This is a genomic window from Qipengyuania rhodophyticola, from assembly GCF_042493225.1.
GTDB lineage: Bacteria > Pseudomonadota > Alphaproteobacteria > Sphingomonadales > Sphingomonadaceae > Erythrobacter.
In genome coordinates this window covers 2,042,048-2,064,104 of sequence record NZ_CP170454.1, presented here as the reverse complement: position 1 = coordinate 2,064,104, position 22,057 = coordinate 2,042,048, and the positions used below count along the sequence as shown (strand labels likewise).

The 22,057-nt window shown below is 57.3% G+C and carries 24 protein-coding genes, 2 tRNA genes and 1 other RNA gene; 12 read left to right on the top strand and 15 right to left on the bottom strand.

What is annotated here, in order from left to right; all coding sequences use genetic code 11:
- The first annotated feature begins 76 nt into the window (after window positions 1-76).
- Both ACFCXQ_RS09845 and ACFCXQ_RS09840 read left to right on the top strand, forming a co-directional pair.
- Complete coding sequence (locus tag ACFCXQ_RS09845; RefSeq protein ID WP_379550134.1) at window positions 77-1,675, top strand: isocitrate lyase; 1,599 nt, start codon at window positions 77-79, stop codon at window positions 1,673-1,675.
- Window positions 1,676-1,771: 96 nt separating this feature from the next.
- Entirely contained in the window at window positions 1,772-1,939 is a 168-nt protein-coding gene (locus tag ACFCXQ_RS09840; RefSeq protein WP_379550132.1) for a hypothetical protein, read from the top strand.
- Between the two features lie 122 nt (window positions 1,940-2,061).
- Here the strand turns inward: ACFCXQ_RS09840 and ACFCXQ_RS09835 are convergent, their stop codons facing one another.
- The 6 genes from ACFCXQ_RS09835 to efp form a co-directional block, all read right to left on the bottom strand.
- Window positions 2,062-3,390, bottom strand: a complete 1,329-nt coding sequence (locus tag ACFCXQ_RS09835; RefSeq protein ID WP_379550130.1) for an amidohydrolase — start codon at window positions 3,388-3,390, stop codon at window positions 2,062-2,064.
- 27 nt (window positions 3,391-3,417) lie between these two features.
- A complete protein-coding gene (locus ACFCXQ_RS09830; RefSeq protein ID WP_379550128.1) occupies window positions 3,418-5,217 on the bottom strand; it encodes an SLC13 family permease in 1,800 nt (599 codons plus the stop codon).
- A gap of 60 nt (window positions 5,218-5,277) precedes the next feature.
- Window positions 5,278-5,898, bottom strand: coding sequence for a hypothetical protein (locus ACFCXQ_RS09825; protein WP_379550126.1), 621 nt, complete (start codon window positions 5,896-5,898; stop codon window positions 5,278-5,280).
- A gap of 150 nt (window positions 5,899-6,048) precedes the next feature.
- Window positions 6,049-6,133 (bottom strand) — tRNA-Leu (locus ACFCXQ_RS09820).
- A gap of 443 nt (window positions 6,134-6,576) precedes the next feature.
- A complete protein-coding gene (locus tag ACFCXQ_RS09815; protein ID WP_379550124.1) occupies window positions 6,577-7,395 on the bottom strand; it encodes an inositol monophosphatase family protein in 819 nt (272 codons plus the stop codon).
- Window positions 7,396-7,401: 6 nt separating this feature from the next.
- A complete protein-coding gene (gene efp, locus ACFCXQ_RS09810; RefSeq protein WP_379550122.1) occupies window positions 7,402-7,965 on the bottom strand; it encodes an elongation factor P in 564 nt (187 codons plus the stop codon).
- A gap of 161 nt (window positions 7,966-8,126) precedes the next feature.
- On the opposite strand from efp, the gene ACFCXQ_RS09805 reads away from it, so the two are divergent.
- Window positions 8,127-8,507: an elongation factor P gene (locus ACFCXQ_RS09805; RefSeq protein ID WP_379550120.1), complete on the top strand. Its 381-nt coding sequence runs from the start codon at window positions 8,127-8,129 to the stop codon at window positions 8,505-8,507.
- A gap of 10 nt (window positions 8,508-8,517) precedes the next feature.
- On the opposite strand, the gene thiE is transcribed toward ACFCXQ_RS09805, so the two are convergent.
- Entirely contained in the window at window positions 8,518-9,150 is a 633-nt protein-coding gene (gene thiE, locus ACFCXQ_RS09800) for a thiamine phosphate synthase (protein ID WP_379550118.1), read from the bottom strand.
- A 133-nt stretch (window positions 9,151-9,283) separates the two neighbouring features.
- Between thiE and ACFCXQ_RS09795 the strand changes: the two genes are divergently transcribed.
- Window positions 9,284-9,712 carry a hypothetical protein gene (locus tag ACFCXQ_RS09795; protein ID WP_379550116.1) on the top strand — a complete coding sequence of 143 codons (429 nt, stop codon included), beginning with the start codon at window positions 9,284-9,286 and terminating at the stop codon, window positions 9,710-9,712.
- A 5-nt stretch (window positions 9,713-9,717) separates the two neighbouring features.
- Here the strand turns inward: ACFCXQ_RS09795 and ACFCXQ_RS09790 are convergent, their stop codons facing one another.
- The 7 genes from ACFCXQ_RS09790 to tkt all read right to left on the bottom strand — a co-directional run bounded on the left by ACFCXQ_RS09790 (window position 9,718) and on the right by tkt (window position 17,125).
- Window positions 9,718-10,605, bottom strand: a complete 888-nt coding sequence (locus ACFCXQ_RS09790) for a fructose bisphosphate aldolase (protein ID WP_379550114.1) — start codon at window positions 10,603-10,605, stop codon at window positions 9,718-9,720.
- 283 nt (window positions 10,606-10,888) lie between these two features.
- On the bottom strand, window positions 10,889-11,911 hold the full coding sequence (locus tag ACFCXQ_RS09785; protein ID WP_379550113.1) for a serine hydrolase domain-containing protein: 1,023 nt from the start codon (window positions 11,909-11,911) through the stop codon (window positions 10,889-10,891).
- A 97-nt stretch (window positions 11,912-12,008) separates the two neighbouring features.
- Window positions 12,009-12,437, bottom strand: a complete 429-nt coding sequence (locus ACFCXQ_RS09780) for a DUF4440 domain-containing protein (RefSeq protein ID WP_379550112.1) — start codon at window positions 12,435-12,437, stop codon at window positions 12,009-12,011.
- A gap of 2 nt (window positions 12,438-12,439) precedes the next feature.
- Window positions 12,440-13,642 carry a phosphoglycerate kinase gene (locus tag ACFCXQ_RS09775; protein WP_379550111.1) on the bottom strand — a complete coding sequence of 401 codons (1,203 nt, stop codon included), beginning with the start codon at window positions 13,640-13,642 and terminating at the stop codon, window positions 12,440-12,442.
- A gap of 24 nt (window positions 13,643-13,666) precedes the next feature.
- On the bottom strand, window positions 13,667-14,089 hold the full coding sequence (locus ACFCXQ_RS09770) for a hypothetical protein (RefSeq protein WP_379550109.1): 423 nt from the start codon (window positions 14,087-14,089) through the stop codon (window positions 13,667-13,669).
- A gap of 15 nt (window positions 14,090-14,104) precedes the next feature.
- Window positions 14,105-15,112: a type I glyceraldehyde-3-phosphate dehydrogenase gene (gene gap / locus ACFCXQ_RS09765; RefSeq protein WP_379550107.1), complete on the bottom strand. Its 1,008-nt coding sequence runs from the start codon at window positions 15,110-15,112 to the stop codon at window positions 14,105-14,107.
- Window positions 15,113-15,127: 15 nt separating this feature from the next.
- Window positions 15,128-17,125 carry a transketolase gene (gene tkt, locus ACFCXQ_RS09760; RefSeq protein WP_379550105.1) on the bottom strand — a complete coding sequence of 666 codons (1,998 nt, stop codon included), beginning with the start codon at window positions 17,123-17,125 and terminating at the stop codon, window positions 15,128-15,130.
- Window positions 17,126-17,304: 179 nt separating this feature from the next.
- On the opposite strand from tkt, the gene ACFCXQ_RS09755 reads away from it, so the two are divergent.
- The 7 genes from ACFCXQ_RS09755 (at window position 17,305) to ACFCXQ_RS09725 (ending at window position 21,267) form a co-directional block, all read left to right on the top strand.
- Window positions 17,305-17,490 carry a hypothetical protein gene (locus tag ACFCXQ_RS09755; RefSeq protein WP_379550103.1) on the top strand — a complete coding sequence of 62 codons (186 nt, stop codon included), beginning with the start codon at window positions 17,305-17,307 and terminating at the stop codon, window positions 17,488-17,490.
- Window positions 17,487-17,810: a cell division protein ZapA gene (locus ACFCXQ_RS09750; protein WP_379550101.1), complete on the top strand. Its 324-nt coding sequence runs from the start codon at window positions 17,487-17,489 to the stop codon at window positions 17,808-17,810. The genes ACFCXQ_RS09755 and ACFCXQ_RS09750 overlap by 4 nt, the downstream gene beginning before the upstream one ends.
- A 10-nt stretch (window positions 17,811-17,820) precedes the next feature.
- A non-coding RNA gene (ssrS, locus tag ACFCXQ_RS09745) (6S RNA) lies at window positions 17,821-18,010 on the top strand.
- Window positions 18,011-18,209: 199 nt separating this feature from the next.
- A complete protein-coding gene (locus ACFCXQ_RS09740; RefSeq protein ID WP_379550099.1) occupies window positions 18,210-18,791 on the top strand; it encodes a 5-formyltetrahydrofolate cyclo-ligase in 582 nt (193 codons plus the stop codon).
- A complete protein-coding gene (locus tag ACFCXQ_RS09735; RefSeq protein WP_379550098.1) occupies window positions 18,791-19,024 on the top strand; it encodes a DUF2842 domain-containing protein in 234 nt (77 codons plus the stop codon). The genes ACFCXQ_RS09740 and ACFCXQ_RS09735 overlap by 1 nt, the downstream gene beginning before the upstream one ends.
- Before the next feature lie 42 nt (window positions 19,025-19,066).
- Window positions 19,067-19,942 (top strand): ThuA domain-containing protein, encoded by an 876-nt coding sequence (locus ACFCXQ_RS09730; RefSeq protein ID WP_379550096.1) that lies wholly within the window; start codon window positions 19,067-19,069, stop codon window positions 19,940-19,942.
- A gap of 77 nt (window positions 19,943-20,019) precedes the next feature.
- Window positions 20,020-21,267 (top strand): hypothetical protein, encoded by a 1,248-nt coding sequence (locus tag ACFCXQ_RS09725; protein WP_379550094.1) that lies wholly within the window; start codon window positions 20,020-20,022, stop codon window positions 21,265-21,267.
- A gap of 65 nt (window positions 21,268-21,332) precedes the next feature.
- On the opposite strand, the gene ACFCXQ_RS09720 is transcribed toward ACFCXQ_RS09725, so the two are convergent.
- Window positions 21,333-21,409, bottom strand: a tRNA-Asp gene (locus ACFCXQ_RS09720).
- Window positions 21,410-21,632: 223 nt separating this feature from the next.
- Between ACFCXQ_RS09720 and ACFCXQ_RS09715 the strand changes: the two genes are divergently transcribed.
- A complete protein-coding gene (locus tag ACFCXQ_RS09715; protein ID WP_379550092.1) occupies window positions 21,633-22,055 on the top strand; it encodes a hypothetical protein in 423 nt (140 codons plus the stop codon).
- Window positions 22,056-22,057: the final 2 nt, after the last annotated feature.

Below are 22,057 nucleotides of genomic sequence, written 5' to 3'. Positions count from 1 at the left end.
TCCTGCATTTCAAGATCAACAGAAACACAAACGGACTTTTGGTTTCACGCCGGATGCGCCGCGCAGGAGATACACAGTGACCTATCAAACAAAGATCGACACATTTGGCGAGACGATCAAGCAAAACGGCGCGCCTTGGGATGCAATTGATGCCGAGGCAGCGACACGGATGCAGATCCAAAATCGTTTCCCAACCGGCCTCGACATCGCGAAATACACGGCGAAGATCATGCGCCAGGACATGGATGCGTACGATGCTGACCCGGCCTCCTACACTCAGTCGCTGGGCTGCTGGCACGGGTTTATCGCGCAGCAGAAGATGATTTCGATCAAGAAGCATTTTGGCAGTACAAAGCAGCGTTACCTCTACCTCTCTGGCTGGATGGTTGCTGCTCTGCGTAGCGAATTTGGCCCTCTGCCTGATCAGTCGATGCACGAAAAGACCAGCGTTCCGGCGCTGATTGAAGAACTCTACACCTTCCTCAAGCAAGCGGACGCCCGCGAGCTAGGCGGTCTGTTCCGTGATCTTGATGCTGCCCGCGAAAGCGGCGACGCGGTTGAAGCGAAGCGCATCGAGAACGCTATCGAAAACCACGAAACGCACGTTGTCCCGATCATTGCGGACATCGATGCAGGCTTCGGCAATGCCGAGGCGACTTATCTGCTCGCCAAGAAGATGATTGAAGCGGGGGCCTGTGCACTGCAAATCGAAAATCAGGTTTCGGATGAGAAGCAATGCGGCCACCAGGACGGCAAAGTTACCGTCCCTCACGAGGACTTCCTGCAGAAGATCCGCGCGATCCGCTACGCCTTCCTCGAAATGGGCGTTGAAGACGGCATCATTGTTGCGCGCACCGACTCGCTCGGCGCTGGCCTGACCAAGCAAATCGCGTTCTCGAAAGAGCCTGGCGATCTGGGCGATCAGTACAACGCTTTCCTCGATTGCGAAGAGGTTGATCCGGCCAATGTAAACAACGGCCAGGTCTTTATCAGCCGCGACGGCAAATTGATGGCGCCCAAGCGTCTGCCATCCAATCTGTTTCAGTTCCGCGCTGGCACGGGCGAAGACCGCTGCGTCCTGGACTGCATCACTGCGCTGCAAAATGGCGCTGATCTGCTGTGGATCGAAACCGAGAAGCCGCATGTTGAGCAAATCGCTGGCATGGTAGACCGGGTTCGTGAAGTCGTGCCGAATGCCAAGCTGGTGTACAACAACAGCCCGAGCTTCAACTGGACGCTGAACTTCCGCCAGCAAGTGTTTGATGCATGGGAAGAAACAGGCAAGGATGTATCGGCATTCGACCGCGATCGTCTCATGAGCGAAGACTATGACGCAACCGAGTTGGCAATTGAAGCGGACGAGAAGATCCGCACATTCCAGGCCGATGCTGCGAAACGCGCTGGCATCTTCCACCACCTGATCACGCTGCCAACGTATCACACGGCTGCGCTGAGCACGGACAATCTCGCTAAGCGTTACTTCGGTGAAGAAGGAATGCTGGGCTACGTCAAGAACGTCCAACGTGAGGAAATCCGCCAAGGTATCGCCTGCGTTAAGCACCAGAACATGGCCGGCAGCGATATCGGCGATGACCACAAGGAAGCCTTTGCCGGTGAAGCCGCTCTAAAGGCCGGCGGCAAAGACAACACAATGAGCCAATTCGAAGCGGCCTGATGGCCCTTCGGTGGAGCCAATTCGAAGCGGCCTGATGGCCCTTCGGAGGAGCCAATTCGAAGCTGCATAATAAAACGGAGAAAGAGGATGACTACCATGACCAAAGAACCTGGCCGGGCACGCGCACTGCTTTCAACGGCTGACATGCGGCTGCTGCGCCGCGCACTCGAGAGCCACGCCAAAGCGACAGAAGACCGCGAAGAGCAAGCCAAGATTAACGCGCTGCATCACCGCCTGGGCACATACGCCCCGCAAGGCGAGTAAGCCGCAACTAACAAGCTCCTGGGGAGGAGAAAAAACGGTCGTCAGGGCACCCCAATGCTCTGGCGGCCGTTATTTTGTAGTGGGTGGATTATCGTTGTTAACTTGACCACCCGCAGTGAGACCTAGCCGCCGGAACGCGGCATCAAATCAAGCGCGGCCGAAGCGAGCCCCTCCGCGCCAGTCGCGATAACTTTCTCCGCATCAGGCGCCCAGAAAGGCGAATGGAGCGATGGCAAACTGCCCTCCCCACGTTGCGCTGCATCGAATTCTTCCTGCGGAACACCGCCAACCCAAAAGATCAGCGACTTCACATCATCAGGCGCAGCGCGTTTGAACTGTCCAAAATCCTCGCCGCCCATCACACTGGGAACTTGCACAACACGGCTTTCGCCAAACCGCGCGCGAAAACCCGTCATCACATTTTCAGTGAAGTCAGGATCGTTGAAAGTGGACGGCGTGTAAGGCTCAATCACCGTAACCGTCGGCATCTTTTCATCTGGCATACCCGCCGCAATCGCCTCGCCTCGAACAATCCGTTCAATGCCATCCAGCAACAGCTTGCGCGATTCGTCAGTGTAGCTACGCACCGTCAGTTGCAGCCGCGCTTCGTCTGAGATGATGTTATGCTTGTGACCCGCATGGAAACTGCCGACGGTAACCACAGCGGGATCTAGCGGCGAACTTTCCCGGCTGACCAATGTTTGCAGCTTCATCACAATGGCGCTGGCGAGCACGACCGGATCTTTGGTCGTATGCGGATAGGCGCCATGCCCACCAACGCCGGGGATGGTGATATCGACACTGTCAACATTGGCCAGCGCATAGCCAGGTGAATAGCCGATCATTCCGGCAGGGAATTGCGCCGCATCGTGGAAGGCCACGACATAATCTGGTTTCGGGAAACGCTCGTAGAGACCATCTTCGAGCATTGCGACCGCGCCCAGCCCCAACTCTTCGGCCGGCTGGAGTATCATCACGAGCGTGCCTTGCCACTCATCTTTGCGCTCTGAGAGAAGCTGAGCCGCGCCGATAAACCCAGCCATATGCGTGTCATGGCCGCACGCATGCATCACCCCGGTTTCGACACCGCTAGCAGGCGTCGCGACTTGCGTCGAAGCATAAGGCAAGCCAGTTTTCTCAACGAGCGGCAGGCCGTCCATATCTGCGCGTAGCATCACCGTCGGGCCATCGCCATTGCGCATGACAGACACAACGCCCGTCTGACCGACCCCCTCGGTCACTTCAAAACCAAGCTCGCGCATCATGCCTGCAAGCTTTGCCGCGGTGCGATGCTCTTCAAAGCTGAGTTCAGGATGCTGATGAAGGTCGCGATAAAGCTCCATCAGGCCAGGCATATCCGCCATCAAATCGTCGCGCAGATCATTTGCCTGCGCGGGCGCGGCAATCGCCAGAAGGCTTGCAGTCGCGATCAATTTGTGTCCAATATGCATTATCAGTCCCCTCAAAACCCGCTCTCGCTATAAGTCGTATGTCACCACCAGCGCGATAGAGAGCGTCGTCACCATCAGCAAAACCAGCGGCACGCCGGTGCGGATATAGTCCTTAAACTCGTAACTTCCCTCAGCCATAATCAGCATATTGGTCTGATAGGCGATGGGCGTCGCATAGCACAAATTGCACCCGAAGAGCACGGCAAGGATCAACGGTTCTGGCGGCAAACCCAATTGCTGCGCAATGGCAAAGGCGATTGGTGTGCCAACCGTGGCAGCGGTGGCATTAGACGCAAAGTTAGTCAGCAAGGTCACAAATAGCATGATCGCGGCGAGCACCGCAGCCGGGCTCAAATATTGCAGGCCTATAGACAAGACATCGCCGAGCCACGCTGCAGCCCCGCTTTCGAGGACAATTCGGCCAATCGCAATGCTGGCCGCGACCAGCACAATGACCTTGCCCGACAAGGCCCTGCCCACGCGGTCAAACTTAACACAGCCAGTTACAAACATCAGGATTGCACCAGCCAAGGCCGAGATAGCGATTGGCAGAAAACCGACCGAGGCCAGACCGACAGAGCCCAGCATGATCGCTGCGGCCATGACCGCTTTGGAACGCCGCGGAAGCTCGCGCATACCTTCTAGCGTTAGCAAGCTGTCTGCGCGGGCGAATTCGCGCAGATCATCTGGCACGCCCATGACGAGCAGCACATCGCCCTCTGCCATGCGCAAATCGCCGCCGAGACTGAACTGGTCTTTCTCGCCAATGAGCCGGTCGGGGCGATGAATGCCGATCACCGCGACACCATAAAGGTCCGCGATGCCCGAGGTCGGCAAAGTGCGGTTGATCAGGCGCGAATCCGCCGTCACGGTCATTTCTACAACCGCGATATCTTGCTTCTTTTCCGAAGAATGACGCTGGATTCGATCGATGACCCAGCTCGGCGCGGCGTCGCTTTTGAGCACGCGGATCGCTTCTTCGATTGCCTCATGCGTGCCCGAAACCTTCAATCGCTGCTGCGGATGCATAAGGCCGGGCGGGACGTCATGGAACTCGATGCCGTTTGGCAAACGCGGCATAATCTCAGACAATTCGCGCCCGTTGAGCATGCTGTCTTCACTCACGCGAAGGCGCGTTACAAACCGCCGCACAACGCCTTCAGTAGCAACGCGATTATCGCCCAAAAGTCGCGGCATTACGAGCCACAGATAAGGTAGCGCAACCAGCGCTGCGACGAGCACAATTGGCGTATAATGAAACACGCTCATTTGCGGCATACCCAGATCGACCGCGATGGAAACAACCAGAATATTGGTCGAGGTCCCGATGGTCGTCGCCATACCGCCGATAAGAACGGCGGCATTGAGTGGGATCAGCGTCTTGGAAGCAGGCATCGCGCCTTTCGCGGCGAGCCCAACAAAGATCGGCAGAAGCAGCACAAGCACCGGCGTGTCGTTGATGCCCATCGACAGGAACAGCGCAATGAGCAGCGAAACCAGCAGCCCCAATTGCAAATTGATCTTAAAGACCCGCTCAAGCACTCTCGCCGCAGGCTCCAACGCCCCTGTCACCACGAGGCCGCGGCCCATGATCATCAGCGCGCAAATGGTGATCAGCGCGTAATGGCCAAACCCGGAAAATGCGAGCTGAAGACCGTCGGTTGGCTGCGTACCCTCGAGCGGAAAAAAGTACAGACCGACCGCAATCACCGCGATGGTCATCAGTGATATGATCTCTACCGACAACCGACCGCGAGCGAAAGCGACGAACATGGCGACAGTCACCGCCATGGCGGCCATCGCGTGATAGGAGGGTAATTCGAACATCTTAGGGTTTTGGGAATCCCAGACGATGCTCCGAATTACAAGCGCTTTTTATATTTACGCTCAGCTCTCCGGCTTTGCAGGGACGAGCAACAGAAGACCTAGGAATAATGTCGCTGCTGTTCCCGCCGCGCCCGCTGGCTGCACATTGGCATTCTCTGCGCCCATGCCCGTTGCCATTGCATAGACGTTGATCAGCACGCTTGCCGCGCCTGTCAGCACCGCAATCGCCCCAAGACCTTTGACCAGGCCGCCTTGTTTGGCGAACGCAGCAAGACCGAGAATGATCGCCGCGAGGCCAAACAGCGCCTTGCCGTGGAAATAGAGGAAGAATGCCCCGGCGATGACCGTGCCGAACACAGCGGAATCTTCTGATCCGCGTGCTGGGCCAAATTCAGCCAGGCCCATGCCGACTTGAATAACGTTTGTGATCGAGCCAATTGCGATCGCTGCAAAAGCCGCGGCAGCAACAGGTGAGCGCCCCGCAAGGACCAACCCGCCAACGGTAGCTAGCGAGAAGGCAATCGCCTCCCAAGTCCATACGATCATGCGGAGTGTATCGGCATTGTCCGCGCCGGAAACGACGGCGATGTAGAAGATTTGGGTCGCCACTGTGCTCAGCAGCATCAGTGCAACTATGATCCCGTGTGATTGTAGGCTCGATTGAATGTTTGATTGTTCCATGCTGTCCCCTTTGGGCTGCCCCCTTTGGACTTTCGCCTCTAGCTCGGCAAATTTGCGAGCTCTGCTCGCAATGTTCGCTGCATCTGCCCGGGCGGTTACACCTGCTGGGAAGCATGAGCGAATCTCATCCCTCAAAATCTGCGGAGAAAGTGGTGCCCCTGGCCGGACTCGAACCGGCACTTCCGTAGAAAAGCGATTTTGAATCGCTCGCGTCTACCAATTCCGCCACAGGGGCACGCGCACATGTTTTTGTCGCATCGAACTAAACCGAAAACCGGTATCCACTTTTCGGCTCGATGCTTCCGTGCGGGAGCGCGGCTGTTAGCGATGTCTTTGTTCACTGGCAAGCCACCCAGCTGTATCTTGGAAAGATCGAATGACGCCGCCTGCGTGCGAGCCCCATTTTTTGCTTAAACAGTGCCCGCCAAAGCAAGAGCAAACACGAGGCATATCCCGCCTTGTACCAACCACTTCTGCATCGCACATCTCCACCCCATGATGGATTTGAATGTGTCGGTGCAATCTTAGCACCGCGTCAATCAGCGCGGTTACCTGAAATTAACCATGTCGAATTCGTGGGCGACCTAGCCACCCGCTCCCTCCACCCTTCCACCCGGAACCTACCGGAACACTATCCGGGTGGAAGGGTGGAGGGAGCGAGTGGCCAAGGCCGAAAGGTCACTTAAGCGAGTTGGCCAGCAGCTTATGCAATTTAGGGTGCAGTGAATTATTTGCCGCGAGGATCTGTTTGGAATGGATCGGCTGCGAGCGACCACGGAAATCGCTGATAAAGCCGCCGGCCTCGCGTACGATCAGGCAGCCCGCAGCTGTGTCCCAATCATTGAGCCCGCTTTCCCAGAAGCCATCAAAGCGCCCTTGCGCGAGATAAGCGAGATCAAGCGAAGCCGCGCCAAAGCGGCGAATGCCCGCGACTTCTGGCCCAATCGCGCCAAAAATCCGGGTCCACTCGGCGAAATCACCATGCCCTTGAAACGGAATGCCCGTTGCTATCAAAGCATCGGACAATTGCGAGCGCGCGGACACACGCAGACGGGCATCCATCAGCCATGCACCGCGTGTTTTCTCCGCCCAATAGGTCTGGTCATTGACTGGGTGATAAATCACCGCAGCGGACACATCGTCCCAGCCGCCACCACCAAGCTTTGGTTCTTGCACGGCAATCGACACCGCAAAATGCGGGATCCCGTGCAGGAAATTGCTCGTCCCATCGAGAGGGTCGACGATCCAGCGCGGCATGTCTGGCGAGCCTTCAATGATACCCGCTTCTTCCATAACAAAGCCCCAGTCGGGCCGCGCATGCAGCAGCTCATCATAAATGATCCGCTCGGCGCGCATATCGGCTTTGCTGACGAAATCCGCAGGGCCTTTGCGGCTCACCTGCAAATGCTCAACCTCGCCAAAGTCGCGGCGCAGGCGGTTACCCGCCTTGCGCGCAGCGCGCTCCATCACGCGGACCAGACCTGAAAACATCGACATGGGCTTTTAGCTCGCTTTGCCGACGTAAGTTTGCTCATACACATCGACGACAATGCGCGTACCGCTACTGATATGCGGCGGGACCATGATCCGCACGCCATTGTCGAGCACCGCAGGCTTGTAGCTTGAAGAGGCAGTCTGTCCCTTCACCACGGCGTCAGCCTCGACGATCTCGGCCTCAATGTGGTTGGGCAATTGCACGCTGATCGGCTTTTCTTCCCATAGCTCCAGCTGGACCTGCATCCCGTCCTGCAAAAACGGACGCGCATCGCCGAGCAAATCGGACGGCAGATTGATCTGCTCATAGGTGTTCTGATCCATGAAGACGAGCATGTCTCCATCCTCATAGAGGAACTGATAATCCGATGTATCGAGGCGCACTTTCTCGACCGTATCGGCGCTGCGGAAGCGCACATTGGTCTTGCGGCCATCCTGCAGGTTTTTCATCTCGACCTGCATATAGGCGCCGCCCTTACCAGGCTGGGTATGCTGGATCTTGGCAACTTTCCAGATGCCGTTTTCATATTCGATGATATTGCCAGGACGAATGTCCACGCCGCTCATTTTCATGGAAGGTAACCTTGTTAGAATGTGTGCTGCGCCGGATTATCGACGCTGATCCGCCAGCCGCTTAGCCGAGCGGCCTTGCTTGGGCAAGGAGAAGCACGGATGCGCTCATGCGGCAGTCAGGAATCTGGCGTTACGGACGCGGTCAGACTATGAACTCCGGTATGACTTCTACGACACAATTATTATGGGGCACCTGTGCCGCGCTTTGCTTGTTGTCTCCAGTGGGCGCAAATGCCCAGACGAATGAGCGACTGACGACACTGGAACAGGGCATTTACGAATGCAGCCTGCCCGGTGATGCGGGCGGCAAAGCCTTGCTAGTACAGGAAGAGCGCAATTTCGTGATTATCAGCGCCTCGCGCTATCGCAGCGATTATGGCCGCGGCACATATTTCGTAAAAGGCGATGATGTGGTCTTCTCGCGCGGGCCGATGAAAGACATGCGCTTTAAGCGGCGCGCCTCTGGCTTGCTTCAGGAGATGGACCGGGATGGCGAGCTTGGCCGCCTGCGTTGCAACCGTGTTGCGCGTTACAAGCCTTAAGAGCGCTGCCCTAGGACTTCGGGTTTAGTTTTTGCGCGAAGGCTTTCACCGCCTCCGCCTCATCATGGTTCCAAACCGCGCCGGACACAGCTAGAAAGTCAGCGCCCGCATCAATGAGCGGTTGGCAATTCTTTGGAGTTACTCCGCCAATCGCGACGCTGGGTATCTCGAACAGCTTGCTCCACCATTCGAGCACTTCGAGTTCCGCGTAATGCTTGGCTTCCTTGGTCTGCGAGGCAAAAAAAGCGCCAAACGCCACATAATCAGCGCCAGCCTCGCCCGCTTCCATCGCGAGATGCTTTGACCCATGGCAGGTCACGCCGATCTGGACCTCGCGGCCCAGCTCCTCGCGTGCGTCCTTGGGGCTGCCATCGCTTTGTCCCAAATGCACGCCGTCCGCGCCCAAGCGCTTTGCCAATGCCACGCTGTCATTCACAACAAACGCAACATTATGGGCTTTGCATATCTCTTGCAGCGGCGCCGCAAGCCGAGCCGCCTCATGCTGCTCAATATCTTTCACGCGGAATTGAAATGCGGCGACTGGACCAGCGCTAATTGCGCGCTCCAGCCGCTCTGGAAAAGTGCCGGAGACATCCAAAGGTGAGATCAGGTAAAGCTGAGTCGCGGGGATTTCGTTGCTCATAGGGAGCGCCTTTAGCCCGCAAAGCGGATCACGCCAATTGTTTGGCGAAAGACGGATTGCGCCAAAGCAGGACAGTCGCTCTGAAGAGGTGCGCACCTTATGCTATGGTAACCACACTCAAGGAGAATCACGCATGGCCACCCGATCACCGCTTATCGCTGCACTTGCACTTGCCATGTCTTTCGCAGCGCCGGCAATTGCCCAATCCACTAATGCTGAGACAGAAGTCGTGCGCGGCGTCGCGTTTTACGAAACCTTCCGCATCGGCGACATGCAACTGATCCCAGCCGCGATCTCGCGTGACACGCGTTGCGGTGACCCACGGGTGAGCTTCTGCCTTAATGATGGGCGCTTCGATGTATCTTTCGTAGCGCTGAGTGAACCGCGCGGGCGCAGCCCCGGTTTTCGCCGGGAAGTGGTCTTGTCGCTGGGTAAACCTACCCGAGTACAAGGCGGGACGTTGACGCTTATAGACGTTGGCGCAGAGCCGGCTTTGCGTGGCGCTAGGCCGTTACAGGACTATGCGCTCGCGGTCCTTTTCGAGCCTGATGAGCGCCGCTGAAACGCTTAAGCCACCGACGCGGTGCAAATTTGATCAATTGCTTTGCCAAGCGTTCCATCAAACTCGTCATCTGATTGGCCCTTGCGCAGATCTTGCAACAGGCCTCGGCTAAAGCTCGCGATCATGCCGGGGTTTTTCGCAAGATGCTCGCATGCATCATCTGTCGAATACCCGCCCGAGAGCGCCACAACGCGCAGTACATTGGGGTGAGCAACTGCGGGCGCATACAGGCCAGCCTCAACCGGGATGGATAGCTTAAGCATAACCTGGCGACCTTCCGGTAGGGCATCAAGGCCCTTCATGATTTCCGCCAGCAGAATTTGCTCGCCCTCCGCGCGGTCAGCAGCGGTTATGTCATACTCCGGCTCCAGCATTGGCACGAGGCCCGCATCAGCGATCTGATTGCCGACCGCAAATTGCTGTTCAACGATTGCCGCAATCCCTGACGGGTTAGCCGATTTGATGACCGAACGCATCTTCGTGCCGAACATGCCCTTGGCGACTGATTTTTCGAGCAGCGCAGGCAGTTTATCAAGCGGCTTCATTAGCTGCACACCGTCCACCTCGTCCGCAAGGCCCTGATCAACCTTGATAAATGGCACAACGCCCCGCGCCTTCAGCGCATCGGGAGTTGGCTTGCCATCAACCTCGCCGTCCATGGTCTTTTCAAACAGGATGGCACCGATCACTTTGCCGCTGCCGAAGCTTGGCGTGGTAATAACCCGGCTGCGCATTTCGTGTATTTTGGCGAACATTTCCTCATCGCCTGACCACTCTCCATCTTCAACACCATAACCGCGAAGCGCCTTGGGCGTTGACCCGCCGCTTTGATCAAGCGCTGCGATAAAGCCGAGCCCGGTGGCAATCTGCTGTTTCATTTCATCGAAGGTCATGGGGATTGTTCCTGCTGCTAGTCTGTTTGGATGCACGCCTTCCTCGGGCGTTTTTGCATCGTTGCGGGGGCCTTAGCCATGCAAATTCAGACCGGCAATCTGACAACGTTGCCATAAGCCTGCCAATCTGACGGGTACTCAAATTGAGACAATCTTGTGCAGGAAATTACCGCATTCGGCGCGTCGTCGAGCTAAGTCCCGTGATCAAATTGATAGCTGTAGGAATGCGCCGGCCAAGCCGTAAAACGGCCCTTTACTACGAAGGTCCGGCAGGTCTCAGCCATTATTCGCTCGCAAAATCCCCTAGGAAGCGTGCCGCGATCGGATTTGCCGCCACGTCGACTTTCACCACCGATGCCCCATCTTTCCAAATCGATTCGGTGTTCGCCAGAACGATCAAGGTCAGCTGCTCCTCAGGCACCTTAAGATAAAGGGCCGAATAGCGCGTATCATCCTTGCCGGAATGCCACATCAGCCGCTTGCCCCGCCAATCCTCGAGAAACCAACCAGCGCGGTAATCGCCCAAGGGACCAACTTCGATATCTTCCAATATGCGTTTGCGCATGGCGGGAGGGAACAAGAGTCCCCTGTCGTAGGCAATATCGAAAGCGGCGACGGCCCGCGGACTTGCCTTGATCCCCGCAGCAGCGCGAAAATCATCGTCGGCAAAGGCCTGCTTAACGATCCGGCCCTCCACCACATGATGCGGCTCGGCGATATGGCGCAAAGCGTCTCCCGCCTCTGGGTCACGCCAACCAAGCGCGACATTGCGCATCCCAGCTGGGTCCGCCACCCTGTCTCGCACAATCGCGCGTAAATCACGGCCACCGGCGCCCAAGATCACGCGATCGATCCGCGCGAAAGCTATCGGGTTATAGACATACGCATCGCCATTTGCCCGCATGTCGAGCATCTGCCCGAGCGTCGTCGGCTTGTCGCAATCGACCGGCGCGATCACATTGCCGTGGCGATCTTCGCCTCCGCCCATAAACGGGATTGGAGTGGTTTTGAAATACGCGCAAAACTCAGCCCAATCGGCATCGGCGGTCATCGGCGTATCGAGGTCAACAAGGCCAGCGAGCGATTCTGCCAAAATCGCGGTTGCCGCGATCGGCTTTGTCACTGAGGCGATCGAGTATGTCGTTTCGTGAAGCGTCGGGAAGTCGCCCTCATCGTCATATGTGCCGAAATAGCCTTCCCAGACTATCTGCTGATCCTTCACGATCACCGCACTCATTGCCGGGGTGTTGTTTTCGCTTCGGTAGGTGTCGAGAAACTTGCCAAACGCATCATATTTGGACTGCAAATCGTCCTGCGCCTGGACCGACGGAGTGACGAGTATGGCGCCGATCAAAAATAAAAAAGAACAAAGTCTTCTGATCGGTGATGTCATAGCAGCTATCTCAATTCCACAATTGAAGCTTGCGGATCGCTTGGGACACCTCGGTATTCCGGTCGATGCCTGAAATGCTCCGCTCCTGCAGTTTCCAGGACCGCTTTATCCCGGCCTTCTGCCATAAATCGGTGAGCCAGAACTCACCTGACCATTCATGGCCGCCAACCCGCATTTCCAAATCAACGCCAGCGGTAAACCACACGCTCTTGCCATGTTTGTGCACGAAGACCTCACGGAAACGATAGCCAGTACAGCTGAACCGATCTTCGCAGGCCTCAATAAAGCTCGGCCGGTCAAGTAATTGCGGGCGATCAACGGCGATAATCATCATGAAATCACGCGCGAGCATTGCGCGCAACTCACGCGATTCCCCGCGTGTCCATGCACGCATCAGCATGTGCTCACGCGCTTCAATAAGGGCTGCGATAGTACTCATTATCAGGCCGAGAGAGCCGCCACACCAGGCAGCTCTTTACCCTCCATCCATTCTAGGAAAGCACCGCCAGCTGTTGAGATATAGGTAAAATCACCCGCCACCTTAGCATGGTTGAGCGCCGCGACTGTGTCGCCGCCGCCCGCCACCGAAGTGAGCGAGCCGTCTTGCGTCAGCGCCGCAGCGGTCTTCGCCAGAGCAACTGTTGCCTCATCGAAGGGCGTGGTTTCAAACGCACCGAGCGGACCGTTCAGCACCAAAGTACGGCACGTCTTAAGCACATCAGCGAGCGCCTCAACCGCTTGCGGGCCAATGTCCAAGATCATCTCATCCGAGGCAACCTCGTGCACATTGCACGTCCGCAAGCTGGCCGGGGTTGCGGCAAATTCCTTTGCTACTACAACATCATAGGGCAAATGCACTGTGCATCCGGCATGATCCGCCTCGTCCATGATCTGGTTGGCAGTGTCAGTCAGGTCATGCTCGCATAGCGATTTGCCGACATCAACACCGCGCGCGGCAAGGAAAGTGTTGGCCATCCCTCCGCCGATAATCAAATGCTGTACCTTGCCCACGAGGTTTTTGAGTACGGCAAGCTTCGTGGAGACTTTCGCCCCGCCGACGACAGCTGCGACCGGAGCCTCTGGATTGCCAAGTGCCGCATCAAGGGCAGACAATTCCCGTTCCATTGCGCGCCCCGCATAAGCAGGCAAGATACGCGCAATGCCTTCGGTGGTCGCATGCGCGCGGTGTGCAGCGGAGAAGGCGTCATTCACATAGATATCGCCATGCGCGGCAATGCTGGCGGCGAAATCGGCATCATTGGCCTCTTCACCGGGCCAAAACCGGACGTTGTCGAGCAAGCCGATGTCGCCATCACGCAGGATGCCAAGCGATTGTTCAACCACCGGGCCAGCGACCTCAGGAACGAACATGATCTCCTTACCGAGAACCTCCTCCACATCGCCCTGAACCATGCTGGTTGAAAGCACAGAGGAACGCGCACCGCCCGGACGCCCGAAATGCGCGAGCAATAGCACTTTTGCGCCTTTTTCGGCGAGTTCAAGGATGGTCGGCTTCGATGCTTCAACTCGGGTTACATCGCTCGCAGACCCGCCATTCATCGGCAGGTTGAGATCAACGCGGACCAGCGCGACCTTGCCGCTCAGATCAGCGGGAAGATCATCGAGTGTTTTGAAATTAGGCATTAGAACGAGATCTCCAGCTTGGCCCTAAACCACATCGAGAATAAGGGGGATAGCAGCAAGCAATGCGACAGAAGTGGTGACATAGCCAAGCACTTTCGACCGGGACCAACCGCTTGCCCCAATCGCCCCCAAAAGCGCAAAAGTGCCAATTGCGAAGGTTAGGACCATGACTGCCTGTACTGACCGGCCACCATCCTCAATAACCACTTCAGGGGCATGGGGATGACTCTGAGCAATCACTCCAACGCTCATATAGGCCGTCACGATGAAAGCAGCGGCGGCTACAGCTGCCAAGCCGATACTCCACCTCACCACCACAGATGGCTTGGCGAGCGTCAACAGCGTGACAAACAGCGTGGCCGACACGCCGCCCAGGAACGCACCTAGAAAGCCAAATTGCTGCGCAAGCGCAGCAAGGTATTCAGGGTGCAGTTCCATTGTGTTCATGGGCCGGACTTGTGCTTACAGCAAGCCCGCCATCACACCGGCGGTGTCGATCATACGGTTGGAAAAGCCCCATTCATTGTCGTACCAGCTGACCACGCGGGCAAGCTTGCCTTCCATGACAGAGGTTTCGAGACTGTCGATGGTTGAGCTGGCCGGATAGTGATTGAAATCGCTGCTGACGAGCGGTTGTTCGGTATAGTCGAGAACACCCTTCATTGGGCCTGTCGCGGCGGCCTTAAGCGCAGCGTTAAGTTCCTCAACGCTGGTATCACGGCCAGGCGTAAACACCAGGTCGACCAGGCTGACATTCGGCGTTGGGACACGAACCGAGGATCCGTCCAGCTTACCCGCGAGTTCCGGCAGAACGAGGCCAACCGCCCGCGCTGCGCCCGTGGTGGTCGGGATCATGTTCTGCGCGCCGCCGCGAGCTCGGCGCATATCACCATGCATTTGATCGAGCATACGCTGATCATTGGTGTAGCTGTGGATGGTGGTCATGAAGCCGCGCTCAATCCCGACCGTCTCATTCAGCACTTTCGCCATTGGAGAAAGGCAATTGGTGGTGCAGCTGGCATTGGAAACAATCACATCATCAGCTGTCAGCGTTTCGTGGTTTACGCCATAAACGATTGTTGCAGAGACGTTTTTCGCAGGCGCTGATATCAGCACGCGCTTTGCGCCAGCCTTCAGATGCGGTTCCGCGGCCTCATGACTTTGGAAGAAGCCGGTGCATTCCAGCACAATATCCACGCCCTGCGCGCTGTGTGGGAGGTTGCCGGGATCACGCTCGCTCGTCACAGCAATCGACTTGCCATTGACGATTATCGCGCCATCACCAACCTCGACCGTGCCGGGGAAACGGCCATGGGTGCTGTCATATTGGAATAGCAATGCGTTCGACTTGGTATCAGCCAGGTCATTGATTGAAACCAGTTCAAGGTCGTGATCGCTACGTTCCAAAATGGCGCGGGCAACAAGCCGTCCGATGCGTCCAAAACCGTTAATGGCAACCTTAGTGCTCATGCGAGAAACTCCTGCTTATGCGTCTAATTTGTCTGTGATTTGCGGCACAATCGCGTCCGCAGTGAAACCGAATTTGGCAAACAGATCGCCTGCCGGGGCCGATGCGCCGAAGCGGTCGAGCCCGATGTTGAGACCGTTCCTGCCCGTGTAGCGTTCCCAGCCCAGCGTGCTGCCAGCCTCAATCGAGACTGTAAGCACATCATTTGGGAGGATATCTGCGCGGTAAGCGGCGTCCTGTGCATCGAATAGCTCAGCGCAAGGCATGGAGACGACGTCGCAGCCCACGCCCTTAGCCTCGAGCTCATCGGCGCAAGCCATCGCCAGCGCAACTTCAGAGCCGGTCGCGACGATCACCACTTTGCGCACACCACTGGCGGCCCGCAGACGGTAGGCGCCCTTGGCGCAGCGGTTTGTCGCCGCAGTCCAGTTCTCATCGCCCTCGCCCCGCAATTGAGGCAACCCTTGACGCGTGAGCGCAAGGATCGAGGGGGTGGTCGGCGTTTGCAGCGCCAGCGCCCAGCATTCCGCCGTCTCAATGGTGTCGCATGGCCGATACACATTGAGATTGGGCACCAGACGCAGGCTCATCACCTGCTCGACCGGTTGGTGCGTTGGACCATCTTCGCCGAGACCAATGCTGTCATGTGTCATCACATAGACCGCGCGCGTCTGCTGCAAAGCAGATAGCCGGATCGCATTGCGGCAATAATCGCTGAAAATCAGGAACGTGCCGCCATAAGGCACCACCCCGCCATGCAGCGCCATGCCATTCATCGCGGCGGCCATGCCAAATTCGCGAATGCCGTAATAGACATAGCGCCCACTGTAATCATCCGCCGTCATTGGCAGAGTGCTAGGCGTTTTGGTGTTGTTTGAGCCGGTGAGATCAGCCGAGCCGCCCACTAAATGCGGGATCTTCTCAGTCAACGGACCAAGGGCCATTTCCGAGGCTTTGCGGGTCGCGACCTTTTGCGGCTCTGCGGCGAGCCCGCGAATATGCGCTTCAATAGCCGGGCCAACGTGGTCCGCAATATCCACGATCCGCGCCTCAAACGCCGCTTTATGCGCGCTTTGCGCCAGACGCGCTTCCCAATCTGACCGAGCAGCAGCACCGCGAGCGCCCGCCTCGCGCCAGTCACTTGTGATGTTTTTCGGCACAACAAACGGCGCATGTTCCCAGCCCAGCTCTGCGCGCGCACCGGCAATTTCATCATCACCCAGCGGCGCACCATGCGTGGCGCTGGTGCCTTGCTTGGTCGGCGCGCCTTTGCCGATCACGGTTTTGCACGCGATCAGCGACGGCAACTCAGAGGCCTGCGCCTCATCCAAAGCGCGGCGAATGTCGTCAAAGTCGTGCCCATCACAGCTGACGACGTGCCAGCCGGTTGCTACGTAACGCGCCTTGATATCCTCGCTGGAGGACAAATCGGTACCGCCATCAATGGTGATATTGTTATCGTCCCACAACACGTTGAGATAGCCCAGCTTCAGATGTCCTGCCAGGCCAATCGCTTCGTGATTGATCCCTTCCATGAGACAACCATCGCCGGCCACAACCCAGGTTTTGTGATCAACCAGCTCATCGCCAAACTCGGCGTTCAAATGCCGCTCCGCCATGGCCATGCCCACGGCCATTGCGAGCCCCTGCCCCAGCGGACCAGTGGTGCATTCCACACCGTCGATCAGGAAGTTTTCCGGGTGCCCCGCGCAGGGAGAACCCAATTGCCGGAAGTTGCTGATGTCTTCCATAGTCGGGCGCGCATAGCCGCTGAGGTTGAGCAGGCTGTAGATAAGCATTGAGCCATGGCCAGCAGACAGAACAAAGCGGTCACGATCCGCCCAATCAGGCGCGCTCGCATCGTATTTGAGATACTCGCTCCAAAGCACCGTCGCGACATCGGCCATGCCCATTGGCATGCCCGGGTGGCCGGAGTTGGCGGCTTGAACCGCATCCATAGAAAGCGCCCGGATGGCATTGGCCATGGGCACGAGGCGCGCAGTATCAAAACTCATTCAGTGTGGCTCCGGAAAAATCGGTCGATTCGGTGCGCGAAAAGCCTTCGCCGACCAGCTATCTCACGTCAAGCGAGCCACATGCGCTGCCCCCATCCAAGCCAGCCTCACCTGACTTATCAACAGGAGGTGCCAAACTTTTGCCTGCGCTCGAAAATTTGGCTAAACCATGCACAATTATGCAAGATGATCGTATCACCGCTGCAAGGAAACGTATCGACGCTGCTTTGGCGCGGATCGAACAAAATGCCTCGCAGGCGCACACCGAAACTGAAACGCTTCGCAAGAGCCACAATGCCTTGCGCGCTAGCGTAACAACAACGCTGTCTAATCTTGATCAATTAATCGAGAAGCTAGAGGAATGAGCGAAGTCACACTTCTGGTCGGCGGCCGCAATTATACACTGGCCTGTCAGGACGGTGAAGAAGATCACATCCGAAAACTCGCCGGTATGATTGATGAGCGGATGCGGGCGCTAGGCGACAATCTGTCCAAAATTGAAAACAAGGATCTGCTGTTTGCAGCCCTATTCCTTGCTGACGAACTGGACGCTGCGAAGCAGCTCTCAACGCCTCCCACGGGAAGCGCGGCAAGCACTGGCGCGATCGCTGATGAGCTGGAAGCGCTTGCAACAAGAATCGAAAAGATAGCCGACAGCCTTGAGAGCGCGCGCAACAACGCCTAGATGGATCACGGCGGGACTGCTCGGCACGAGCCGACTGAATATCCCTGAGGCTATAAGCTATCCAAAGGGAGCTGTCCCTGTCTTAGATTATGGGCCACTGCGTTCTTCGGAATGGAACCTGGGATCTAGGGTATACGGCGCCCACCTGACGTTTTCGCGTCAGAGGATTTCCCCGGAGAACGACCCATAGTGGTTCCGCCACCCTCCTTGTCTGGTGCGCTTTCGATCTCCATCGAAAACAGGCCATGCCACCCGCTCCCTCCACCCTTCCACCCGGATTGTGTCCCGGTAGGCTCCGGGTGGAAGGGTGGAGGGAGCGGGTGGCCCGGCATATCGTTGAGAAGACAAGCGCGCAGTCGCCCTTGCGGGCTTTCAGCCCGAGCCCTACGTCTCGGGCCAATGTCTGAGAAACTCTCCAAAACCGACCTTCGCAAAAGCTTGCGCTCGGCGCGCAAGGCCCATGTCGCAGCGTTGCCAGAATCCGCGCGAGCGCTGATCCTGCATCGCCCACCCGCGCCGCTCCTGATGCTCATCCCCGAAGATGCGGTCATCGGGCTGTATCATGCGACCGCAAATGAAGCGCCCGCTTCAGGATACGCAAAGTTCTTCCAAGAGGCAGGGCACGCCATCGCCCTGCCCTGGTTCGAGAGCGAAGCCGCGCCCATGGAATTCGCAGCCCACACCGATCCGTTTGACGCGGGCGATTGCGAGCGCGGTCCGTTCGGCATCATCCAACCCCTGGCCACCGCACCAGCCATCACGCCCAATATTCTGTTTGTCCCGCTGGTCGGCTTCACCACAACTGGCGACCGACTTGGTCAAGGCATGGGCCATTATGACCGCTGGCTCGCCGCTCACCCCGGTACTGTCGCAATCGGGCTAGCATGGGATTGCCAGCTTCACGAAAATTTGCCGATTGAGGAACATGATCAGCCACTGAGCGCTGTTGTCACACCAACCCGATTTTACGGACCGTTTTGATGCGCGAAGAACCCACAATCCGAATTCCCTTGGGCATCTTGGGCTTGCTCTTCGCATTGATGATGTATGGCATCGCCGTTGCCATGATCGTGCCGGACTACATTGGCCATTGGCACACGCTGGTGCAGACCATCATTTACCTCATCCTCGGCCTTATTTGGCTTTTGCCGCTGCGCCGCTTTCTGATCTGGATGGAAACCGGCAGCTGGTCTGCGCCCGAGGAAGACGAGTAATTTCCTCTATCGCCTAAGTGGATCTGGCGATACTCTTGCGGGATGATGAAATCCGCAAAAGCTCTGCTTGCCCTTGTTTCCGCCGCGCTTGTGACCACCGGCTGCGCTGCACAACAGGCCGCTCCTGAGTTCAATCACGAGACACAGCCTCCGGAAATCAATGAGTTCATGGCGCAACCAGCAGTTCTGGTATTTTCAAAAACCCGCAGCTGGCGCCATAATGAAGGGATTGCCGGCGCAGACCGCTTCTTTGCCGAATTCACAACTGATAACGAGATGGGCCTGTTCACCACGGTCAATAGCGCGGTTTTCAACGCGGATCAGCTCGCCCGCTTCGATTTGGTAGTGTTCAACAATATGACGGGCGACGCGCTATCTCCAGAGCAGGAACGCGCATTTCAAACATGGCTGGAGAATGGCGGCGCGTTGCTGGCACTTCATGGGTCTGGCGATGCTTCTCATACAGATTGGGATTGGTATGACGATCAGGTCATCGGCCCGGAGTTCGTTGGTCACCCCGCTGGCCCGCAGTTTCAGGATGCGCGCGTGGTAAACCTCGCTAGCGAACATCCGATTATGCAAGGCATCCCCGCCGAGTGGGTCCACAATGACGAATGGTACAGCTTCGACAGCGCCGATGTGGGCGATGCCGTGCCGCTGCTGGGCCTTGATGAAAGCACATACAGTCCCGAAAACCTGCTTTACGGCGACCGCGAAGATTTGCGCATGGGCGGCGGGCCATCGGGGCATCCGATTGCTTGGGTGCGGTGCCTTCGCGAAGGACGCACGTTCTATTCAGCCATTGGTCACAAGCATACGAGCTATGACGACCCGGTCTATCGCCGGGTGCTGACCAATGCGGTTAAATGGGTGCGCTCGCGCGATGCGGCGAAACGGGGCTGTCAGCCCACGAAGTGATAGGTGTGGCCTTCCACATCTCTTGTCAAAATATTGGATCCCGGCCATCCTCGAGGGGGTACTGACAGGGGATGATAATGCGCCGACTACCCACTTGGACGCTAGCTCTTTCATTGGCTTTGGGGCTGCCTGCTACTGCGGCGGCGCAAACCGGCTGGTCGCGCGAAGTCACTGATTACGGCGCTTTTTACGAAAGCGAACGCTCTGACAGCACGGTTCTGGTCCTGCTCTTGTGGGAAATTGACCGGAAAACCGGCTCAAACTTGCTGGGCATGCCCGAGAGCGCATCAGGCGACGTGTTGGAAAAAGCGCTTGCGGGAATGCCGTTCAAGATCGAGCAGATAGTCTCCGAAGACGTCTCGAACCAACGCATGCCCAAGATGACCGGCTATGCCAATACGCCTCAGGGACGGAAGGCTTTTGCTGCGACCATTAGCAACCGCGGAGTGTCCCGGCGGCTCGTGGTGCTGCTGGATGAGCCCGCCAATATCAGCAAGTTGCTGCGCCGTATTGGTAGTGTTTCCAATTTCCGCTCGACTATTGCAGCGGCTGACAGGCCCGGCTGGGTTCCCGGCCAGGGTGCATCGCAGACACGCAGTTCCTCGAGCGCATCCGCACCCTCAAGGGCTAGCAATCGGCCAATCCGGACCACCTCGACACGGCAACGCACTGCTCGCCCACGCAGCAATTACCGACTGCCGACCGACCAATCGGATTTCAACAAATGGCCAATGACCAAGCCGATTACCTTCTCGCCCAATATCAGTGATCCGCTGGCCCCGCGCGGTTACCGCGGTGTTACGGGCCCCGATCGCGGCGTGACCACATTTAACGGCGCGTTGCAGGATATGCTGGGATCGACAGATATCAAATTGGCAGGAAAGCCGATTTTTCGAAAGTTGCAAGCATGGGCTGATTATGATGGCCGTCAGGCGCGCCTCGTGATGGTTCCAACCAATCGCGGCGGCCACAAAGGCGTGCTGATGGTCTATTTGGTCTCCCCTAAAGGTAGCCCGCGCTTTTCAGCGCTTGGCTATGAAGTGCCGGAACAAACATTCCTAGATGGCGGCGGCATCATTCGCATGATGATGATCCGCGGCATTGTGCCCAACGCCAATGTGTTTCCCGCCAACCAGCAAAGCCGCATTGCCCGTGCACCGTTCAAGCAACAGATGGATTTCTATGACGCTGCGCTTACCAAATTGTATGAGCGCCGGAAGCGGCAATTTATTGCTTCGCAAAGCGCAGTGACCAAGCGGATGATGGAGCTGAATTACGATCTCCTGCTTGGCGGCGATATCAGCTCACCCTTTATCGCAGACTAGTTGCTCGCAATCGCGCGATCAGCACACAGACCTGTCAAATCAGCGATTTCCGATTGGGTCCCAAGTGGCGCGAGTGACGAGACTTGAACTCGCGACCTCCGGCGTGACAGGCCGGCGCTCTAACCAACTGAGCTACACCCGCATAATATGGGTTTGCACCGCTTGGGAGCAGCGCCACTAGGGCAGCACGGCAGGCCTGTCAATAACTCCCATCGCGGTTTTTGCGGCAGACTCAAAAAAGCCCAGCTGATGGCGCGATTCAACGCAATTTAACGCGGGCATATGGCCAATTTAACTGAATCTTGAGGATAGACCGTGAGACTTCCGCAAGCACGAACATAAGTTCGCGCCTGGGGGAGTTCGCTATGCGCGCTGGATTGCTACTTGCCTGCATCGCCATGGTCGCCACTGCTGCGGCCGCGACAGATTCTGCCCTGTCCATCAAGCGTTCCATATATGTCGAACGCGAAAGCGACGGCGGCGTGTCACTTGAGCCCGCCGAGACCCTCAAAGCTGGCGACCGGATTGTCACAGTGATGCAATGGGACGCTGATGATGCACCGCGCAAATTTACGCTCGCGAGCGAGATCCCGCCGACTATTGCTTACCAGCGCAGCAGCCGCGAAGCGCTGGAAGTATCCGTCGACGGCGGCCGCACATGGGGGCAGCTCGAAATGATGCGCGTTGGCGAGCGGCAGGCATGGCCGGAAGACGTCACCAATCTGCGCTGGCAAGTCGCTGCGCGCGATACTGATACCGCAGTCAGTTACAGCGCGGTCGTGCGCTAGGG

What these genes read in the sequence shown, in the direction of transcription:
- ACFCXQ_RS09840 (WP_379550132.1), top strand. Translation starts at nt 1,772, where the DNA reads ATGACCAAAGAACCTGGCCGGGCACGCGCACTGCTTTCAACGGCTGAC.
- ACFCXQ_RS09835 (WP_379550130.1), bottom strand. Translation starts at nt 3,390, where the DNA reads ATGCATATTGGACACAAATTGATCGCGACTGCAAGCCTTCTGGCGATT.
- ACFCXQ_RS09830 (WP_379550128.1), bottom strand. Translation starts at nt 5,217, where the DNA reads ATGTTCGAATTACCCTCCTATCACGCGATGGCCGCCATGGCGGTGACT.
- ACFCXQ_RS09825 (WP_379550126.1), bottom strand. Translation starts at nt 5,898, where the DNA reads ATGGAACAATCAAACATTCAATCGAGCCTACAATCACACGGGATCATA.
- ACFCXQ_RS09815 (WP_379550124.1), bottom strand. Translation starts at nt 7,395, where the DNA reads ATGTCGATGTTTTCAGGTCTGGTCCGCGTGATGGAGCGCGCTGCGCGC.
- efp (WP_379550122.1), bottom strand. Translation starts at nt 7,965, where the DNA reads ATGAAAATGAGCGGCGTGGACATTCGTCCTGGCAATATCATCGAATAT.
- ACFCXQ_RS09805 (WP_379550120.1), top strand. Translation starts at nt 8,127, where the DNA reads ATGACTTCTACGACACAATTATTATGGGGCACCTGTGCCGCGCTTTGC.
- thiE (WP_379550118.1), bottom strand. Translation starts at nt 9,150, where the DNA reads ATGAGCAACGAAATCCCCGCGACTCAGCTTTACCTGATCTCACCTTTG.
- ACFCXQ_RS09795 (WP_379550116.1), top strand. Translation starts at nt 9,284, where the DNA reads ATGGCCACCCGATCACCGCTTATCGCTGCACTTGCACTTGCCATGTCT.
- ACFCXQ_RS09790 (WP_379550114.1), bottom strand. Translation starts at nt 10,605, where the DNA reads ATGACCTTCGATGAAATGAAACAGCAGATTGCCACCGGGCTCGGCTTT.
- ACFCXQ_RS09780 (WP_379550112.1), bottom strand. Translation starts at nt 12,437, where the DNA reads ATGAGTACTATCGCAGCCCTTATTGAAGCGCGTGAGCACATGCTGATG.
- ACFCXQ_RS09775 (WP_379550111.1), bottom strand. Translation starts at nt 13,642, where the DNA reads ATGCCTAATTTCAAAACACTCGATGATCTTCCCGCTGATCTGAGCGGC.
- ACFCXQ_RS09770 (WP_379550109.1), bottom strand. Translation starts at nt 14,089, where the DNA reads ATGAACACAATGGAACTGCACCCTGAATACCTTGCTGCGCTTGCGCAG.
- gap (WP_379550107.1), bottom strand. Translation starts at nt 15,112, where the DNA reads ATGAGCACTAAGGTTGCCATTAACGGTTTTGGACGCATCGGACGGCTT.
- tkt (WP_379550105.1), bottom strand. Translation starts at nt 17,125, where the DNA reads ATGAGTTTTGATACTGCGCGCCTCGTGCCCATGGCCAATGCCATCCGG.
- ACFCXQ_RS09755 (WP_379550103.1), top strand. Translation starts at nt 17,305, where the DNA reads ATGCAAGATGATCGTATCACCGCTGCAAGGAAACGTATCGACGCTGCT.
- ACFCXQ_RS09750 (WP_379550101.1), top strand. Translation starts at nt 17,487, where the DNA reads ATGAGCGAAGTCACACTTCTGGTCGGCGGCCGCAATTATACACTGGCC.
- ACFCXQ_RS09740 (WP_379550099.1), top strand. Translation starts at nt 18,210, where the DNA reads ATGTCTGAGAAACTCTCCAAAACCGACCTTCGCAAAAGCTTGCGCTCG.
- ACFCXQ_RS09735 (WP_379550098.1), top strand. Translation starts at nt 18,791, where the DNA reads ATGCGCGAAGAACCCACAATCCGAATTCCCTTGGGCATCTTGGGCTTG.
- ACFCXQ_RS09730 (WP_379550096.1), top strand. Translation starts at nt 19,067, where the DNA reads ATGATGAAATCCGCAAAAGCTCTGCTTGCCCTTGTTTCCGCCGCGCTT.
- ACFCXQ_RS09725 (WP_379550094.1), top strand. Translation starts at nt 20,020, where the DNA reads ATGCGCCGACTACCCACTTGGACGCTAGCTCTTTCATTGGCTTTGGGG.
- ACFCXQ_RS09715 (WP_379550092.1), top strand. Translation starts at nt 21,633, where the DNA reads ATGCGCGCTGGATTGCTACTTGCCTGCATCGCCATGGTCGCCACTGCT.